The organism is Leekyejoonella antrihumi (genome assembly GCF_007845645.1).
Taxonomy (GTDB): Bacteria; Actinomycetota; Actinomycetes; order Actinomycetales; family Dermatophilaceae; genus Leekyejoonella; species Leekyejoonella antrihumi.
Genome location: NZ_VCQV01000018.1, coordinates 1 through 18,544, shown reverse-complemented (window position 1 = coordinate 18,544; position 18,544 = coordinate 1). Strand labels below are relative to the sequence as shown.

Genomic DNA, 18,544 nt, shown 5'->3' with positions numbered 1-18,544 from the left:
CCGATTTTCGGTGCACCCCAGCCTTCTGTCGTATGCGGTGAGGCTCGCCTACGCGACGCTCACTTCGGGGGCCTCCTCGTCGCCGGCGTGGGCCTGCAGGCTTTCGACGATCTCCGGGTGCGCCGTCATGTAGGTCACACCCTCACGCAGTCCCCAGACGTAGCAGCCGATCGCAATGGCGGCGGCGACGATGGTGTCCCAGGGCGCGGTGATCCAGTCCTGGCCGCCGAAGGAGCCGATGTAGGACATGACATACATCGCCGCGAGATAGACGACCAGCCAGCCACCGCCGCGGATCTCGTCCATCCCGAGGTTTCCCCGGATGTGCAGGACGGCATACCAGACGACGGCGATCACGACGACCGGGATCGTCTTCTTCAGGTCCGGCCAAGTCGACCAGAAGATCACCAGCGAGCTGACGATGAAGGCCAGTGGGGCGATGATCTCCATGCCCTTCAGGCGTGTCCGCTCGCTGCCCAGACCGACCGCACGGAAGGTGAGCAGTGTGATGGAACCGATCGAGAAGGTGAAGGCGGCCATGGTGCTCATGACGCCGACGATCTCGTGCCAGCTCGGCAGCGGCAGCAGGAAGCAGATCCCGACGACGAAGTTGAGCAGCAGTGCCCGGCGCGGTATGCCCGAACCCTGGTGGATCTTCATCACCGCGGTGGGGAACAGCCCGTTCTTGGCCAGGCCGAACACGTTGCGCCCGTTGGACGCCGTGTAGACGATGCCGGATCCCGAAGGGGACAGCGAGGAGTCGGCGATGAGCAGCCAGTAGAGCCAGCTGAACCCGAGCAGCTTGGCCAGGTCGGCATACGGGGAGTCGAAGTTGATGCCCGACCAGCCACTCTTGGCGAGCAGGTCCGCCGGCGTGGCGGCCAGGAAGGCAATCTGCAACGCGATGTACAGGAGGATCGTGAAGACGATGGTCGTGACCAGGGCCCGGGGGATGTCCTTGCGCGGGTTCTTTGCCTCGCCCGACAGCTCGATGATGTTGCGGAACCCGGTGTAGGCGAAGATCATCCCGGCCGAGGCGATGGCACCCAGCGCCGCGCCGTACCCCTCTGGCGCAAAACCCCCGTGGCCGGTGAAATTGGCGGAACCACCCGCACCGTGCTGGTGGTCGAACCCGCTGACGATCAGGAGTATCACCGTGATCGTCGGGATGATGATCTTGATGGCCGTGACGATGTTGTTCGACTCGGCGAAGAGTCGGACGCCGAAGTAGTTCAGCACGACGAAGCCCGCCATCAGGACGATGGCGAGCAGGATCCCCCAGTGCGTCAGCTTCTCGGCCTTGGTGTCATAGACGCCGCCGAGCCAGGCGGAGGCATACTGCACCACACCGGACGCCTCAGAGGGTGGGTTGCCGACATAGGAGAGCCACATCGCCAGGCCGACCACAGTCGCCGCGAGCTTGCCGTTGGAGTAGAGCGGGTAGCGCACCAGCCCACCGGACTCGGGGCGCACCATCCCCAGCTCGGCGAAGACCAGCGCGATCATCAGCATCAGCGCGCCGCCGATGACCCAGGCGATCAGCGATGCGGGACCGGCTGTCTGCGCGGCGTACATCGCGGAGAAGAGCCAGCCCGATCCGATGACGCTGCCGACTCCCATCGCCAGCAGGGACCAGTAGCCCAGGCTCTTGCGAAGCTTTGCGTCCTCGCCGGCGACATCTCGGGCGCGAGTCGTAGAACTGTCCATCCGAACAACGTATGGCAGCAGTAGCGGCGGATGGGGAGTCGAGACCCGTGAGGATTTCCGACGAGCACCCGGGCCGACCCCACAGTCGAGGGGCGGATCCGGTTGTGGAAGGATTTACCGACCGCCGTACGCGCCCATTGCCGGGAGGCCAGATGAGCTACCCCACAACCACGCAGAATCCACAGCGGGTGCTCCTCAAGCTCTCCGGCGAGGTGTTTGGGGGAGGCGAGGTCGGTCTCGATCCCGACGTGGTGCGCGGTATGGCGCGGCAGATCGCCGCCGCGGCACGCAGCGGCGTGCAGATCGCCATCGTCATCGGGGGCGGTAACTTCTTCCGCGGAGCGGAGCTGCAGCAAAAGGGGATGGACCGGGTTCGTGCCGACTACATGGGCATGCTCGGAATCGTGATGAACTGCCTCGCCCTGCAGGACTTCCTGGAGAAGGAGGGCGTCGACACGCGGGTCCAGACCGCCATCACCATGGGACAGGTGGCCGAGCCCTACATCCCGCGCCGCGCGATCCGGCACATGGAGAAGGGCCGCGTGGTCATCTTCGGCGCGGGCATGGGTATGCCGTTCTTCTCCACCGACACCGTGGCCGTCCAGCGGGCACTGGAGAACAAGTGCGACGTGGTGATGGTCGCCAAGAGCGGCGTCGACGGTGTGTACACAGCGGATCCGAAGACCGACCCGACCGCCACGAAGATTGATGTGCTGCACTACGACGAGGCGGTCGAGAAGGGCCTGCGCGTCATGGACCAGACGGCCTTTGCACTGTGCGGGGAGAACAAGCTGCCGATGGTGGTCTTCGGCATGGAAGGTGAAGGAAATATCACCCGGGCGCTGCAAGGTGAGAAGATCGGAACACTGGTGACGGTTTAGACCCACCCAGCGAAGTTCTCGCTCGTTCCTCGCTCGATACTTCGCTGGGACCCCGGGTTGGCCTCACCGAGTAGGCACTGGATCACACCCATCACGACATAGGGAGCCGAGCAACGATGGACGGCAGTATCGACGACAGTCTCCTCGAGGCCGAGGAGAAGATGGAAAAGGCCCTCGAGGTCGCCAAGGAGGACTTCGCGTCGATTCGCACCGGCCGCGCGAATGCCGCGATGTTCAACAAGGTGAACGTGGACTACTACGGCGCGCCGACTCCGTTGCAGCAGCTCGCATCATTCCAGACGCCCGAGGCGCGCACGGTGCTGGTGCAGCCCTTCGACAAGGGGTCGATCACGGCGATCGAAAAGGCCTTGCGTGAGTCGGACCTCGGAGTCAACCCCAGCAACGACGGCAATGTCATCCGGATCATCCTGCCGCAGCTGACCGAGGAGCGCCGGCGGGACTACATCAAGCTGGCGCGCACGAAGGCGGAGGATGCCAAGGTGTCGATCCGCAACGTGCGCCGGAAGGCGAAGGAAGAGATCGACCGGCACGTGAAGGACGGCGACGTCGGCGAGGACGAGGGGAGCCGGGCCGAGAAGGAGCTCGAGACGCTCACCCGCCAGCACGTCGAGACCATCGACAGCGTGCTGAAGGCCAAGGAGACCGACCTGCTTGAGGTCTGAGCAGTCCGTCACCATGTCCGAACCACCCACCTCCCGCCGCGCTGCCCGCAAGGCCCGCCAGCACGGCGACCCGCCGGCCCCGGCGGACAAGTCCAACCCGACACCTCGAGCCGGCCGCAACCTGTATGCCGCGATAGGCACCGGGGTGCTGCTCGGCGCCCTGGTGCTGGTGTCGCTGTTCACTCGCAAAGAACTGTTCATCGTCGTGGCGACCCTGGCCTCGGTCATCGGGGTCTACGAGTTGCTGCGCGCGATGGGGCACGGGGGGATCCACCCGCCGGCCATCCCGACCATGGCGGCGGCCGCGGGGCTGCCGATCATCGCCTACATCTGGGGCCCGCAGGCGCTGTCCGCGTGCGTTGTCGGTGCGTTGCTGATTCTGCTGGTCTGGTGCTCGTTCGGCGCGCCCGCGGAGGCGGTCAAAGACCTGTCCGGTGCCGTGTTGGTCACGTTGTACGTGCCGACTCTCGTGTCGTTCGCGATGCTGATGCTGCACGCGTCGGACGGTCCGGGGCGCATTGTCGTGTTCATCGTCGTGACGATTTCCAGCGACATCGGGGGATACCTGTTCGGGGTGATCGCCGGGAAGCACCCGATGGCCCCCAGCGTGTCGCCGAAGAAGTCGTGGGAGGGTTTCGCGGGTTCGGTGCTGTGGTGCGTGGTGGCCGGTGCGCTCACGGTCAGCCTGGTCCTGCACGGACACTGGTGGATCGGAGCCATTCTCGGTTCGCTCGTGGTGCTGGCGGCAACCATCGGCGACCTGTGCGAGTCGATGATCAAACGTGATCTCGGCATCAAGGACATGGGCAACCTGATCCCTGGCCATGGCGGGCTGATGGACCGGCTGGACTCCCTGCTGCTGGCCGCCCCCGTCGTCTGGGCGGTGCTCACCGCCTTCGTTCCCATCTCCTGACAGGAAAGACTCGTGCCGACCAACCTGCCCGATCCTACGACGCACCCCGAGCCGGGGAAGCTGACGTTCACGGCCCCCCGCCGGGGCAAGCCGCCGCAGCACCTTGCCGACCTCGATGTGGCCGGTCGCGCGGCCGCCGTGCAAGAGCTGGGATACAAGGGTTTTCGCGCAAAGCAGCTGTCCACGCACTACTTCGAGCACCTGGTCACCGACCCGGACGAGATGACGGACTTGCCCAAGGCCGAGCGTGAGGGGCTGGTCGGTGCGATGTTGCCGCAGCTGCTCACCAGTGTCCGCTCGCTGGTGGCCGACAACGGGCAGACGATCAAGCAGGTCTGGCGGCTCTTCGACGGAGCGCTCGTCGAGTCGGTGCTGATGCGCTACCCGGGCCGCGTGACGATGTGCATCTCCAGCCAGGCCGGCTGCGGGATGAACTGCCCGTTCTGTGCGACCGGCCAGGAGGGGCTGACCCGCAATCTGTCGACCGCCGAGATCGTCGAGCAGGTCGTGGCCGGGGCCCGGATGCTGCGCTCCGGGGAGATCGCCGGCCTGGACGACGCGGACCGGCAGACGCCCTTGCGGGTGTCCAACGTCGTCTTCATGGGCATGGGTGAGGCGCTGGCGAACTACCGACAGGCGATCAACGCCATCCACCGGTTGGTCGACCCGGCGCCGGGAGGCCTGGGTATGAGCGCTCGCGGCCTGACCATGTCGACCGTCGGCCTGGTGCCGGCGATCGACAAGTTCGCCGCCGAGGGCCTGCCCGTGACGCTGGCGCTCTCCCTGCACGCCCCGGACGACGAGCTGCGCAATGAGTTGGTGCCGATCAATACCCGATGGACGGTCGACGAGGCGCTTGACGCCGCCTACCGCTACTACGACACGACCGGTCGTCGCGTGTCGATCGAGTACGCGCTGATCCGTGACATGAACGACCAGGCCTGGCGCGCGGACCTGCTGGGCGAGAAGCTCCGGGCCCGAGGCAAGGGCTGGGTGCACGTCAACCCGATCCCGCTCAACCCCACACCGGGCTCGAAGTGGACCGCCTCCCGCAAGGGCGTCGAGCAGCAGTTCGTCGAGCGGCTGCGAGCACACGGCATTCCCACGACGATCCGCGACACGCGCGGCTCGGACATCGATGGGGCCTGCGGCCAGCTCGCCGCCTCCACGGCCTAAATCCACCCCACGAAGTTCTTCGCTCGCAAGCTCGCTGCGATACTTCGCGGGGACCCCGGAAAAGACCACCCCACGAAGTTCTTCGCTCGCAAGCTCGCTGCGATACTTCGCGGGGACCCCGGAAAAAACCACCCTGAGACACTAAAGCGGCATACCGAGGAGGCGCGCGTGGGCTTGCTCTCCTGGCAGCAGGCGTTGACCGTCTGCCTGGTTGCCATCGCCTCGTCAGTGGTGCTGCGCCGACGGCTGCGTCGTGTGGCCGCGATTCTGTTGGAGATCAGCATCCTTGCCGGCCTCTTCGCGGCCTGGCAGCTGGCGCAGCTGATCTCGCGCTCGGGCGCGGCGGACGCGTTCGCTCGGGCACGGTGGATCGAGCGGTTCCAGCACACGCTACGGCTGCCCTCCGAGCACTGGATGCAACACCTTGTCCTCGGGCACCCGGACCTCGTGCGTGCCGAGAACCTGTACTACGCGATGGCGCACTTCAACGGGATGGGCATCTTCCTGCTGTGGCTGTTCTTCAGGCATCGCGACAGGTATCCGGCGGTCCGTACGACGATGGCAGTCAGCACGGGCGTGTGCCTGCTGGTGGCGTTCCTGCCGGTCGCGCCGCCTCGGCTGCTACCCGGGTACGTCGACACCGCCGCGCGCTACGGGCAGTCGGTCTATGGTGCGGGTCTCAATGTCGATGAGCTGTCGGCAATGCCGTCGGTGCACGTCCTGTGGGCGGTACTCATCGGCTGGTACGTCGTGCGAGTGAGTGGCAGCCGATGGCGGTTCCTTGCGCTGCTCTACCCGGTGGCAACTGTTTTCGTCGTCGTGTCGACCGCCAACCACTGGTGGCTCGACGGGATCGTGGCGGTGCTGATCCTGGTGGCGGCCGCGTGGGGTCAGGTCGGCCTGCGAAGGATGTGGTCGGCGTGGCGCGCGAAGGCGAACCGCCCGCCGACCGTTGTGTCGCTCGTAGATGCGACGCCGGTGCCCGGTCCGGCGGTCACGAAGGATGGTCATGGCCCCGTGGGTTGACCACTTCGCCGGCGCTACGGTTGGCCCAAGGCAATGTATGGCGCTCGCCGCCATGCACGGATGACACGTAGGAGAGCACCGTGAACCCATCGGGTCCGGGACGCGAGTTCGTGCTGACCGTCTCGTGCCCGGAGCGCCGCGGCATCGTGCACGCACTCACCGGTGTGGTTCTTGAGCATCAGCTCACGATCGCGGACAGCCAGCAGTTCGCCGACACCACCTCAGGGCAGTTCCACCTGCGGATGCACCTGGTGCGAGAGGGGGACGCGCTCAGCGTCGATGAGCTGCGGGCTGCGATGGAGGGCCCGCGCGCGACCTACGACATGGACGTGCAGGTGCATGATGCCGCGCAGCGTGCCCGACTGCTGGTGATGGTGTCCAAGGCGCCGCACTGCCTGCGGGATCTGCTCTTTCGCGTGCAGTCGGGGCAGCTGAACGCCGAGATCGGCGCGGTCGTCTCGAACCATCCGGATCTGGAGGACATCGTGCGGTGGCACGGTGTCCCCTTCCATCACGTGCCCGTCTCCGCGTCGACGAAGGATGCCGCGGAGACGCAGATGCTACGGATCATCGGCGAACAGCGTCTGGACACAGTAGTCCTCGCGCGCTACATGCAGATCCTGTCTCCGGCGGTGTGTCGGCAGATGGCGGGGCAGGTCATCAACATCCACCACTCGCTGCTGCCGAGCTTCAAGGGGGCCGGGCCTTATCGGCAGGCTCACGAACGTGGAGTCAAGGTGATCGGTGCGACCGCGCACTATGTCACCGCAGATCTTGACGAGGGCCCGATCATCGAGCAGGACTTCCGCCGCGTGGATCACCGGATGTCGCCCGCGCAGCTCGCCACCGCCGGTGAGGAGCTGGAGGCCATGGCGCTGGCGCGGGCGGTGCGGTGGCACGTGGAGCATCGAGTGGTCTTAAGGGGCCGACGCACGATTGTCTTCGACTGATCTCGCTGGAGTCCTGACCGATTCGCGTAGGTCTATGGTGGGCGAATGGCCCAGCTGCTCGTCGTGCATCACTCACCGACCGCCGGTATGCGCCGCCTCACCGAGGCCGTGCTGGCGGGCACGCGTGACGACGCCATCGAGGGCGTGGACGTGCTCGAGCGGCAGGCATTGGAGACCACCGCAGCCGACGTCCTGGCATCGGACGGCTACGTGCTGGGGACTCCGGCGAACTTCGGATACATGAGTGGCGCGCTGAAGCACTTCTTCGACTCGACCTTCCTACAGGTCGGCGGGTCGCTGTCGGCAGGTGGTGCGGCGGACGAGTCGGCCGGTGTGACGGCCAAGCGACCGTTCGGCTTGTACGTGCACGGTCGCTACGACACCACGGGTGCGGTGCGTGCCGTGCTGTCCATCACGGGTGCGCTGCAGTGGGCGCAGGGTTACGACGTGCTCGACGTCATGGGTGACCTCGACGAGAAGTCGCTCGCCTCGGCATACGAACTGGGCGCGACGATCGCCGCCCTTGTCGCCGAGGGCTGATCGACCGGTCCTAGTCGACCGGGTCGCCGACCACGTCGAGCGCATCGTCCACGGTGTCGACCAGGTGGATGGCCGAGGACATCGCGCGACCGTCGGCGAGGCGCTGCAGCACATCCCACGCCGGGATGGTGGTCGTCCAGTGCTCGTGCCCGACCAGCACGAGGGGCGGTTGGCGGGTCGACCTCCCGTAGTAGAGGTGCGTCGCAGTCTGGAAGATCTCCTGGACCGTCCCCGCGGCTCCCGGCAGCACAATGATGCCGGCGTCGCATCGAGCCAGGAGGATGTCCTCGCGGATGGCGTTGCTGAAGAACTTGGCAATCCAATGGCCGAACAGGTTGGGCGGTTCGTGCCCGTAGAACCAGGTTGGCACCCCCAGGCTGCGCGTCGAGGTGCGCGGATCGGTGGCCAACTCATGATGCAGACGCAGGGCGGGCAACGCCCAGCCGTCGATGCCGTCGGCGAATTCGGGCGCCCGCGCCAGCTGAGTCAGGGCGTGGTCGAGATCTGCCGAGTTCGTGGTGAAGGCACCGAGATTGGTCGCTTCCATCGATCCGGGACCGCCGCCGGTCGCCACGAGAAACCCCCGGTCGGCGAGTCGCAGACCGAGGTGCGCCGCCCGCGCATACTGCGTGGTCCCGCGCCGCTCGGCATGCCCACCCATGACACCGACGACGGACCGACGGACCACGAGCTCATCGAGGGCGTCAAGGATCGAGTCGTCGTGGATCGCCGTGATCAGTGTCGCGTAGGCGTCCCGCCGCCGATCCGGGTCCTGGGACCACGCGTATGCATGTGCGTCCGGGGTTGCTGCATAACCGGACTCGACCAGGCCGTTATAGAGCTCGGTCGGCCGATAGAGGTGAGCGCGGTAGGGGTTGACCGGTAGCCCAGGATCTGTTGGAAAGATCAGCGCCCCCTCGGCGCGCAGATGCGCATCCAGTGCGGGCGACAGGCGGCCACCCAGGACGACCAGACCCTCGATCTTCCGGTGCGCAAGCAGTTCGCCCTCGCGCCCGCGCAGGTCGAGATCCTGCAGGCGGAGTCCCCGGAGCGAGCGCCCATCCGTGAGAGCTCGATCGAGCTCGGCAAGAGTGGCGATCTCCGGATGCATCATTCGTCCATCCTGCACTGCGGGGTTATGGACTGTCCGTCCGATGCGATTGTCTGTCCGATGCAGCAGATCTCCCCGCACGCTTCGACGGCGGTAGAAGGTCACGATCCGGTGACGACACCGCGCCGGTGCCAACCTCCCGGGCATCTCGGGAGTCTTCCTGGTGTCGGCCGGAGGGGCGACACACTCGGGGGCGCATTTTGCGCCGGATTGAGAAGGAGCACTGGATGAAGCGCATGGCTATCGGGACGACGCTTGCGGTGATGGCGGCGGCCGTCGGAACGGCCCTGGTGCCGGGCATGGCGAGTGCCACCCCACATACCTCAAATGCGCCCATTGCGCGCGTCGCACACGTCTCGGCGACCGGCGTGCCTGGATCCAGTGCCCGCTCCGTGTCGACGAACAAGGCGATCACGGCGGCGGTCCTGCACAGCCGGCTGCTTGGCGATGTGCCGGCATCGGACGTGACGGTGAGCGCCATTCGCCTCCACGGCTCGTGGGCCGGCGCCGTCGCGACGCCGCGCGACGGCCGTACGGACCCCGCGCAGGTGCTCCTGCACCGGGTGGGGTCGGCGTGGACCGTAACATCCCTCGGCAGCTATGAGGTCGGCTGCGGAGCGGTCTCGAGCACGGTCCGCCATCAGCTGGGGCTGCACGGGGAGTGCGGCTGACCAGTAGGTAGTGGTGTGCGGTGACCGGCGCCTTCGGGGGACGTCGGTCACCGCACATCACCGAGCTTTCGGTATCCGTCCTCCGGTGGTCGAGTGGGCGAGCGCGCGGCGGTTTTCCGGTGGTCGAGTAGGCGAGCGCGAAGCGCGAGCCGTATCGAGACCCCGATCCCTTGTCGAGTCGCTGCAACGCCGGGACTGTCGGGCCTGCCGCATACGGTGTGGACGTGCTGACAACGCTGGCAGTCTCCGGGTATCGCTCGCTGCGCGACGTGGTTGTGCCGCTGGGGCCGCTCACTGTGGTGACCGGTGCCAACGGCAGCGGCAAGACGTCCTTGTATCGCGCGTTGCGGCTGCTGGCCGACTGCGGCCGGGGCGCGGTGGTCGGGGCCCTGGCGCGAGAGGGCGGCCTGACGTCCGCGCTGTGGGCCGGACCGGCGTCGCTGAGCGGAGCCCGGCGGTGAGGCGATCGAAGGCATCACCCGGCGGGGTCCGATCAGTCTGCGGATGGGCTTTGCCTCCGACGACCTGGGCTACCTCGTAGACCTTGGGCTGCCGCAGCCGACCACGTCAGCCTTCGCGCGCGACCCCGAGATCAAGCGGGAGGTCGTCTTCACCGGTGCAGTGATGCGTCCTGCCTCGACTCTGGTGCGACGGCGACAGGCGGCGGTTCAGGCAGCTGTGGCAGCACGGCAGTGGGAGACCCTCACCGAGCGGTTGCCCACCTACCGGAGCATGCTGACCGAGCTTGCCGATCCGGTGCGCGCACCAGAGATCTTCGCGGTGCGCGAGCAGATCAGGTCCTGGCGCTTCTATGACGGCTTTCGCACCGACCTCGATGCGCCTGCACGACGTCCGCAGGTGGGCACGAGGACGCCGGTGCTCGCCGACGACGGCAGTGACCTGGCGGCCGCCCTGCAGACCATCCATGAGGAAGATCCCCGGCGTCTCGAACGCGTCATCGCCGACGCTTTCGACGGTGCGACCCTGCAGGTGACGTCCACAGGTGGCCTCTTCGAGCTGGAGCTGCGGCAGCCGGGGATGCTTCGTCCGCTGCGGTCGGCCGAGCTGTCCGACGGCACCCTGCGCTACCTGCTGTGGATCGCGGCGCTGCTCACGATGCGGCCGCCTGCGCTCATGGTATTGAACGAGCCGGAGACCTCGTTGCATCCGGACCTGCTGCCGGCACTAGCCAGGCTCATCCGAGAGGTTTCGGAGCGCACCCAGACCGTCTTCGTGTCGCACTCGCGGGCCCTGATCGACCTGCTGACCGATCGCGGACTCGACGAACGGGAGGCCGGCGAGGCCGTCGAGATCGAGCTCGTGAAAGACCTCGGTGAGACGCGGGTGCCGGGGCTGGGGTTGCTGACCACCCCTGGCTGGGATTGGGGCCGTCGCTAGCCGTCGAGAGCTCACCCCCACCGACCCGCGAGTTGTTCCGATCGACCCGTGAGTTGTGACCGTCGAGCCGCGAGTTGTCCACTTGTTTTCGGAAGGTGCTGCCATAGCGTGGTATTCGGCAAACTCTCATGGTTGGCTCTTGAATTTGGGTTCGAACAAAGTTACGATAGAGCATGGACTTCAACCAGGACGATCGGCGGATCTCGGGTTATGTGCCCGGGTCGGATGGTCCGGGGTTTGGGGGTCTGCCGGTGCCGGTGGATCTGTCCGGGTACGCGGTGCCGGAGGGTTCGGGAGGTCTGGCGGGTGTGCCGGCGGGGGCCGGGTCAGATGTCTCGCCGGGTGCGGGTGTGGCGGCGCTGTCTGTTGTGCGAGAGGCGCCGGTCGCGATGCGCGGGGTGGGGGATGCGTGTGGGCAGCTGTGCGACACGGATTTGGACGGTGCGGCGCGGGAGTTGCTGAGAGCACGCCAAGAGGCGGAACGATCGTTGGTGCTGCTGCTGGCTGACGCGATCGGCCGTGGGGTGGTGGCCGGGTCTGACAGTGGTGGTGCGCGGCAGTGGTTGCTGGACCGCGCGAGGTTCTTGGAGCCGGGGGAGGCGAGCCGGATCACGGCGGCTGCGGAGGCGGTCAATCGGCCGGAGAATGCGCGGTTGCGTGCGGCATTCGTTGCGGGCGACCTGAGCGCCACGATGCTGGTGACGGTGGTCCGGGAGGTTCCCAAGGCGATGGTGGCGTTGCCGGACGCGGCCCGGGATGAGGTGTTGGGTTATTACCTGCAGGTGATCGAGCCGGGGTTCACGCGGGCGGATCTGCGGGGGTTGACCAAGCGGATCATCGCCGAGTTCGGTGAGGATCAGGCCCCGGCCGATGAGGAGAAGGCGCAGCGGGCGGAGTCGTTGAGCTGGACGGAGCTGGCCAGCGGTCTCTTCGAGTTGGTCGCGGTGCTCTCGCCGGCACATGCCGCGGAGGTCATCGAGGCGATCACGGCGCTGTCCGTGCCGCAGCCGACCAAGGATCCGGCCACGGGGGAGAAGGTCCGTGACTCGCGGACGCCGGGTAAGCGGCGTGCGGACGCGCTGGTGGAGATCGTCGGGGCGGCCGCCCGGTGCACCGATGCGGATGCGATGCGGTCGACGGCGAAGGTGATTGTCACGATGGGCCTGGACGCCCTGTTGCGGCGGCTCGGGAACGGGGGTTTCGCGGTGACGGCCACCGGGCAGGTGCTGGACGCGGCGACCGCCCGCCGGTTGGCTTGCAGCGCGGACCTCATCCCGGTGGTGCTCGGCAGTGACGGGCAGCCACTGGATGTGGGCCGGCAGGAGCGGTTGTTCACCGGGGCCGTGCGGACGGCGATCATCGTTCGAGACAAGCACTGTTCCTTCCCTGGCTGCGACAGGCCGCCGGGGTGGTGCGAGGCGCACCATGTCATCCCGTGGTGGGCCGGTGGTCAGACCCTCAAGGACAACGGAACACTCCTGTGCAGCCGACATCATCACGTCGTGCACGCCAAGGGATACATGGCCCGAGTCTCGGTCACGGGAGTGACGTGGGACCTCGCCCCGGGCCAGATGCCGAAAGAACCACCGGGCACCCTCGCCGACACCGCCTAACCCGCGGCCACAAGTCTCAAGGAGCCAGTGCGCCCATCGCTGCCTACGGCCAGACCCTACGACCGGTGTGTGACGGACCGTGCTTATGGCGCGAGCACTGTGCTGATCGTGCGGCGCTCGATCCCGGAGGTGCGAGCGGAATGCCCTCCCTATGAATGGCGTCTCTCGGACGACGGGCCGACCGCGGCGCGTGAGTTGTGCTTGCGATTGCCAGACGACGCGCTCCTGGTCTCGAGTACAGAGCCCAAGGCTGTGGAGATGGTGTCGCCTGATGGGGCCAGCGCGGTCCGGCGGGACAGAAGTTTGGTGGAGGTCGCACGGGATGAGCCGTTGGATGGGGGCTTCCGGTCGCGTCGCACCGACGTAGATGGCGGCAGCACGATGGCTGGGAGCCCCACCGTGCAGTCCGGGATCGCTTTCTGCGGCCGTCAGAGATGCTGTGACAACCGGGCGCCCGGCTGTCCTTGCGTCACGCGGAATGGCGATCACGGTGTGGCTCAGTGGCGTCGCCGATATCGGCGATCCATCCGTGTTCTGGTCGAAGCTCCGGCTACCAGATCTGTTGGAGATCGATCTCACGTCCGGGCGAGTGCATCGATCCGGTTCCGAGCGTTGACGGGGCGTGCCAGGATGTCGACATGAGTGATGGTGCATCCGGCCGGTACCAGGCGGCATACGACCGCAGCCTCAGCGACCCGGAAGGTTTCTGGCTCGACGCGGCTCGCGACATCGACTGGATCAATCCTCCGAGACGCGCCCTGGACGATGCCAATCCGCCGTTCTACCGCTGGTTCCCGGATGCGCGGCTCAACACTTGCTTTAATGCGCTCGATCGCCACGTCATAGGCGGCCGTGCCGATCAGACGGCGCTGATCTATGACAGCCCGGTGACCGACACCCGGGCGACCTTCACGTATGCCGAGCTGCTGGACCTGGTCGGGCGCGCAGCGGGCATCCTGCAGAACCTCGGGGTCGAGAAGGGTGACCGAGTCGTCATCTACCTGCCGATGATCCCGGAGGCGGTCATCAGCATGCTGGCGTGTGCGCGCATCGGCGCGGTGCACTCGGTGGTCTTCGGCGGCTTTGCTCCCGCCGAGCTCGCCGCGCGTATCGATGATGCCCGGCCGAAGGTGGTGATCACGGCGTCGTGCGGTGTCGAGCGCAGCCGGGTCGTTCCCTACAAGCCACTCGTGGACGACGCGATCCGGCAGGCACGGCATCGGCCCGAGTACGTGGTCGTGGTGCAGCGCCCGCAGGCCGAGGCGGACATGGGCGAACGGGACATCGACTGGGCGAGCGCGATGCGCCCGGGGACGGTGGCCCCGGCCGGTTGTGTGCCCGTCGCCGCCACGGACCCGCTCTACATTCTCTACACCTCGGGCACGACTGGGCATCCGAAGGGGATCGTGCGGGACAACGGCGGTCACGCGGTTGCACTGCGCTGGTCGATGACCAACGTATTCGGTCTGCAGCCGGGAGAGGTGTGGTTCACTGCGTCGGATGTGGGCTGGGTGGTCGGGCACTCCTACATCGTCTACGCGCCGCTGCTGACGGGCTGCACAACGGTGCTCTACGAGGGCAAACCGGTCGGCACGCCGGACGCCTCGGCATTCTGGCGAGTGGTTGAGAGCTACGGCGCAGCAGCGATGTTCACGGCACCAACGGCATTTCGGGCCATCAAGAAGGAAGACCCCGACGGCACGCTGCTGGCGGGACGCGACCTGTCGCGGCTGCGCTCGCTCTTCCTTGCCGGCGAACGCCTCGACCCGGACACCTGGCAGTGGGCCACCGACCGGCTCGGCGTGCCCGTCGTCGACAACTGGTGGCAGACCGAGACCGGCTGGCCCATAGCAGCGAACCTCGTGGGGCTGCAGCAGATGCCGATCAAGCCGGGCTCGGCGACGATGCCTGTTCCGGGGTATGACGTGCAGGTGCTGGACGATCAAGGGCGGCCGGCCGAGGCCGGCCAGGAGGGCGCCGTGTGCGTTCGGCTGCCGCTGCCGCCGGGCACCTTGACGACCCTCTGGGGCGATGACGAGCGATACCGCGCGTCGTACCTGTCCGCGTTCGAGGGCTACTACCTCTCGGGTGATGGTGGGTACCGCGACGACGACGGCTACGTCTTCGTGATGGGCCGCACGGACGATGTCATCAACGTTGCCGGGCATCGGCTGTCGACCGGTGCCTTGGAGGCGGCCATCGCCGAGCACCCCGCGGTTGCCGAGTGTGCCGTGATCGGGGTCGCGGACCCGGTGAAGGGTCAGGTCCCGCGAGGTCTGGTCGTCCTCAAGTCAACCGGCGATGCCGCACAGGTTGATGAGCAGGTCGTGCGGGAGGAGTTGCTGGATCTGGTCCGTCGGCAGGTTGGCGCCATCGCGTCGTTGCAGCGGGTGGACGTGGTCGTGGCCCTGCCCAAGACGAGGTCTGGCAAGATCCTGCGGCGCACGATGCGGCAGGTCGCGGATGGTGAGTCGCCGGCGACACCAAGCACCATCGAGGATCCGTCGGTGCTCGACGATCTCGCCGAGGTGCTACGCAGCTGACGGTCCATTCGCGGGTCGGTCGGGCACGCCACGACGGATGCGGCGCGCCCAGCGGATGTGCTGCTCGTGCACAATGAGCATCAGCACGACCGCCGTCCAGACGCCGAGCGCGAGCCACGCGTCCCAGGAGCCCAGATCGATCAGCCAGTGCTCGTGGTTGACCAGACCGAGCTCGCGGCTGGCAACGCCATACATGCCGACGGGGAAGACGATGGCCCACCACTCGGTGCGGTACTCGATCTGCCGATGCCGCTTAAACGTGCGCCAGATGCAGAGAGCCAGGAGCAGTGGGATCAACCAGGTCGCGAATGACCACATGATCATCGAGAGGCTCTCCACGACATCCGGAAGGATGAGGTGCTCGACCTGCCTCAGCTGGAGAAGGTGAGCACCGGCGAAGATGGTGATCGCAGCAGCGCCCATGAATACCCAATAAGGCGCGATGGACTCGCTCGGACGGATGCGGCGCAACAAGAGCCGGGCAAACTCGACCGCGGCAAGCAACAGATACTGGATCAGCCCGATGGCCCAGCAGATGCCGGCGAAGGCCTCGAGAGGGTAGTTGTGGAATGCATCGGCGAGGCTGGCTGCGGCGACGGCGACGGACTGGGTGCCGACGATCCAAATGAACCAGGTGCCGTTGACAGGGTCCAGCGTCGTATGCCGCTTCGCATGGGCGATCATGCCGAGCGGGACGCCATAGCCGAGGACGATCCACGACGTAACGCCGATGACCAGCAGGATCGACGCGGTGGTGGTGTGATCGGCGAGACTGAAGCGAGCGGAGAGCACATTGGAGGCCGCGGTGAATGTGATGAAGCTGAACCCGTTGGGCCCGACGATCTCCGAGAGAATGCGTGGCAGCCACCAGATGATCCGCATCAGGTGGACCGCACCCAAAAAGACGTAGGCGGCCACGCTGATGACCAGCAGGATCCGGGAGATCAGGTCGGCATGGATCGTCCACAGCCCTGCCGAAATGATGCCCGTCGCCATGACAAAGGCAAACTCGGCAATGCTGAGGTCGCGGATCAGCCTGTATGCGGCCGACTGCGGCCGGCCGGCCGCCTCGACGCTCGGTGCGCTCCTGCTCGCAGCGTTCACCTTGCTCACACTAGAACGTCTGGACCGGGCAGTGGGGACGTAGCGCCGATGTCGCCCGCGCGAGCGCCGGCGAGCAGGTGGCGCGGGTGCCCGGGGCTCACCCGGGCGGGTTACGAGCCAGTCGAGGCAGGGCGCGAGCGACCTTGCCACTGACCACGCCGTGGAACGGATCGACCGTCATTCCGGTATGCCGATCGCGTGACCAGGTGCCAATGGCGCGGCCGCCATCGATGACCACCGGGCGGAACATGCCGTTTCGGCCAGGCACCACTGCCTCGAAATGATCGGGATGCAGCACTGCCGACCGGGCCTGAAAGCCAAGCAAGATCTCGTCGAAAGCCACGGTGAGCAGGGGATCCGTGGTGGCCCTGCTCAGTGCCTCACACTGCGGCAGCGTGGCCGGGTCAAGGTAGTAGTCCACGCCGTCGACGACAAGCCTCTCCAGCGATCCGGTGATGTCATCCCATAGGGGCTGGACATCCTTGTGGCGCAGGCCGGTCCACCACAGCAAGTCCCTGAGGGTGGCGGGCCCGTGGGACCGGAAGTAGCTGATCGCCCAGTTGGCGATGGCGGCGTCAGGCTCCAGCTCCACGGGCCCGTCATCCCGTCACCCAGTCGTCGCAGAGGACGAACGCCTGCTGCTCGCCGATCATCGGGCCGAGGCAGGTCACTGCGCCCACCGCGAGCCGGATGATGAGGTATGCGCGGCCGTCGGGCATCGCTCGCCGACCAGGCGCTTGCGCGACGAGTCGGAGGCGGCCAAGCGGCGCAGCCGTGCCCACCGTGTCAGCTCTCGCTGGCCACCGTGATGGTGAACCCGTTACTGCGCAGGCGACTGGAGAGGGCGTCACCGAGCGCGACTGCCGGGGTGAGGACACCTCCCGCTGCGCCCTGGGGTAGCTTCGGCAGAGCCGCACGGTCAACCGCGAGAGTCAGGGCGCTTTCGCCGAGCATGACTGCGGTTGCCTTGTATCCAGGGTCGCCTTGCGCTGAGACAACGGATCGGTACACCGCGCCAGTGGTCGTCTCGGCGCGCACATCCATCGTGAAGAATCCAGCGTCCAGTTTCTCGGGGCTGGGTCCCTCACCCGCCTTCGGGAGAACCTTGTTGACCACGGGTCGCGCGAAGGGCGCGGCGATGGCGGTGAACCCACCAACGAGGGCCGCACGCACCGCCTGAGCGGTGGCACGCCCCTTCAGTCCGTCACCGGTGCGCATGACTTCGCGGTAGCGGAACGACTGGCCGTAGCGGTGATTCAGCAGCGCGTTGCTTCGGCGCACGACGCGGGTGTTGAACGACGCCATGACAAACGGTGCGACCCAGGTGTGCCGATACTGGTCGTAGGCCACGGTGAGCGTGTCGCGGTGCTCACCGGTTGGCTCATCGGCCCGGTCCGGCGACAGCGCGAACGTGTCGGCGGCCGCGCGGCGCGCGGTGCGGTCGGACCGCACCTCGTCGGCCTGCAGCATCGCGGATGCGATGGTGCCACCGCTGAACCCGCCCTTGAGCGTGGCCAGCAGCACCGTCTCCGCGAGCTCACCGGCACCATCGAGCGCGGCCTGTCCAGCGGCATTGAAGACCGCAAGATCGGACGGGATGGAGTCGAATCCGCAGCTGTGGACGATCCGGGCGCCGGTGTCGCGGGCGATCGCGTCGAAGAGGTCGATCGACTTGCGCACGAAGAGGACTTCACCGGTCAGGTCGACATAGTCGGCGCCCGCGCGGGCGCAGGCCTCGACGAGGGGAAGGCCGTGCGCGGCATACGGACCCACGGTGGTCACCACGACCTGCGCACGCTCGGCGAGCGCTCGCAGAGACTCCGCATCGGTCGCATCGGCAACGAGCAGGGGCCAGTTGCGAGCACTCTCACCGAGACCGGAGCGCACCTGCTCCAGGCGGGCTCGGTTGCGTCCGGCGAGCGCGATGCGCAGCCCTGTGGGCGCATGGCCGGCCAGGTGCTTGGCGGTGAGGGCGCCCACGAAACCGGTGGCGCCGAACAGCACGATGTCGAGGTCACGATCTGTCATAGCCAGACCCTAGTGGGCGTCCCCTGAAGGAGCCCAAGGGTGGGCTTCCCGCCGGCGGCTACCCGATCCTGGACAGCGCTGGTGCTAGAGCCGGGACCAGGCCTGCGTGAGGACGCTGCGTAGTTTTTGTTCGATCTCGTCGAACTCGGGTTGTCCGATGATCAGTGGTGGGGCGAGTTGGATGACGGGGTCGCCGCGGT

At 67.0% G+C, this 18,544-nt stretch carries 17 protein-coding genes; 12 read left to right on the top strand and 5 right to left on the bottom strand.

Annotation, left to right across the window (positions count from 1 at the left end; translation table 11 throughout):
• Positions 1-48: 48 nt before the first annotated feature.
• Positions 49-1,707, bottom strand: coding sequence for an APC family permease (locus FGL98_RS13235; protein ID WP_146317250.1), 1,659 nt, complete (start codon positions 1,705-1,707; stop codon positions 49-51).
• 152 nt (positions 1,708-1,859) lie between these two features.
• On the opposite strand from FGL98_RS13235, the gene pyrH reads away from it, so the two are divergent.
• From pyrH to FGL98_RS13200, 7 genes are all read left to right on the top strand, one after another.
• On the top strand, positions 1,860-2,588 hold the full coding sequence (gene pyrH / locus FGL98_RS13230) for a UMP kinase (protein WP_146317249.1): 729 nt from the start codon (positions 1,860-1,862) through the stop codon (positions 2,586-2,588).
• Positions 2,589-2,704: 116 nt separating this feature from the next.
• Entirely contained in the window at positions 2,705-3,271 is a 567-nt protein-coding gene (gene frr / locus FGL98_RS13225) for a ribosome recycling factor (protein ID WP_146317248.1), read from the top strand.
• A gap of 13 nt (positions 3,272-3,284) precedes the next feature.
• Positions 3,285-4,184 carry a phosphatidate cytidylyltransferase gene (locus FGL98_RS13220; RefSeq protein WP_146317247.1) on the top strand — a complete coding sequence of 300 codons (900 nt, stop codon included), beginning with the start codon at positions 3,285-3,287 and terminating at the stop codon, positions 4,182-4,184.
• 12 nt (positions 4,185-4,196) lie between these two features.
• A complete protein-coding gene (gene rlmN / locus FGL98_RS13215) occupies positions 4,197-5,360 on the top strand; it encodes a dual-specificity RNA methyltransferase RlmN (RefSeq protein ID WP_146317246.1) in 1,164 nt (387 codons plus the stop codon).
• 168 nt (positions 5,361-5,528) lie between these two features.
• A complete protein-coding gene (locus FGL98_RS13210; RefSeq protein WP_146317245.1) occupies positions 5,529-6,386 on the top strand; it encodes a phosphatase PAP2 family protein in 858 nt (285 codons plus the stop codon).
• Positions 6,387-6,466: 80 nt separating this feature from the next.
• Positions 6,467-7,336, top strand: coding sequence for a formyltetrahydrofolate deformylase (purU, locus tag FGL98_RS13205; RefSeq protein WP_146317244.1), 870 nt, complete (start codon positions 6,467-6,469; stop codon positions 7,334-7,336).
• 45 nt (positions 7,337-7,381) lie between these two features.
• Entirely contained in the window at positions 7,382-7,876 is a 495-nt protein-coding gene (locus FGL98_RS13200) for a flavodoxin family protein (RefSeq protein WP_146317243.1), read from the top strand.
• 10 nt (positions 7,877-7,886) lie between these two features.
• Here FGL98_RS13200 and FGL98_RS13195 read toward each other — a convergent pair whose 3' ends face one another.
• Positions 7,887-8,990, bottom strand: a complete 1,104-nt coding sequence (locus FGL98_RS13195) for an LOG family protein (protein WP_146317242.1) — start codon at positions 8,988-8,990, stop codon at positions 7,887-7,889.
• A 224-nt stretch (positions 8,991-9,214) separates the two neighbouring features.
• Here FGL98_RS13195 and FGL98_RS13190 point away from each other — a divergent pair, with 224 nt between their 5' ends.
• From FGL98_RS13190 to FGL98_RS13175, 5 genes are all read left to right on the top strand, one after another.
• Entirely contained in the window at positions 9,215-9,658 is a 444-nt protein-coding gene (locus tag FGL98_RS13190) for a hypothetical protein (RefSeq protein WP_146317241.1), read from the top strand.
• A gap of 224 nt (positions 9,659-9,882) precedes the next feature.
• Positions 9,883-10,119, top strand: coding sequence for an AAA family ATPase (locus tag FGL98_RS26930; protein WP_342779980.1), 237 nt, complete (start codon positions 9,883-9,885; stop codon positions 10,117-10,119).
• Positions 10,120-10,162: 43 nt separating this feature from the next.
• Positions 10,163-11,056: an AAA family ATPase gene (locus tag FGL98_RS13185; RefSeq protein ID WP_342779979.1), complete on the top strand. Its 894-nt coding sequence runs from the start codon at positions 10,163-10,165 to the stop codon at positions 11,054-11,056.
• 173 nt (positions 11,057-11,229) lie between these two features.
• Entirely contained in the window at positions 11,230-12,669 is a 1,440-nt protein-coding gene (locus FGL98_RS13180) for an HNH endonuclease signature motif containing protein (RefSeq protein ID WP_146317240.1), read from the top strand.
• A 638-nt stretch (positions 12,670-13,307) separates the two neighbouring features.
• Positions 13,308-15,212, top strand: a complete 1,905-nt coding sequence (locus tag FGL98_RS13175) for an acetate--CoA ligase (RefSeq protein WP_146317239.1) — start codon at positions 13,308-13,310, stop codon at positions 15,210-15,212.
• On the opposite strand, the gene FGL98_RS13170 is transcribed toward FGL98_RS13175, so the two are convergent.
• The 3 genes from FGL98_RS13170 to FGL98_RS13160 form a co-directional block, all read right to left on the bottom strand.
• Positions 15,201-16,316 (bottom strand): tellurite resistance/C4-dicarboxylate transporter family protein, encoded by a 1,116-nt coding sequence (locus tag FGL98_RS13170; protein WP_146317238.1) that lies wholly within the window; start codon positions 16,314-16,316, stop codon positions 15,201-15,203. The two genes, FGL98_RS13175 and FGL98_RS13170, sit on opposite strands and share 12 nt — an antisense overlap.
• Positions 16,317-16,413: 97 nt before the next feature.
• Positions 16,414-16,908 carry a DNA glycosylase AlkZ-like family protein gene (locus FGL98_RS13165; protein WP_146317237.1) on the bottom strand — a complete coding sequence of 165 codons (495 nt, stop codon included), beginning with the start codon at positions 16,906-16,908 and terminating at the stop codon, positions 16,414-16,416.
• Between the two features lie 194 nt (positions 16,909-17,102).
• Positions 17,103-18,344, bottom strand: coding sequence for a saccharopine dehydrogenase family protein (locus FGL98_RS13160; RefSeq protein ID WP_146317236.1), 1,242 nt, complete (start codon positions 18,342-18,344; stop codon positions 17,103-17,105).
• Positions 18,345-18,544: the final 200 nt, after the last annotated feature.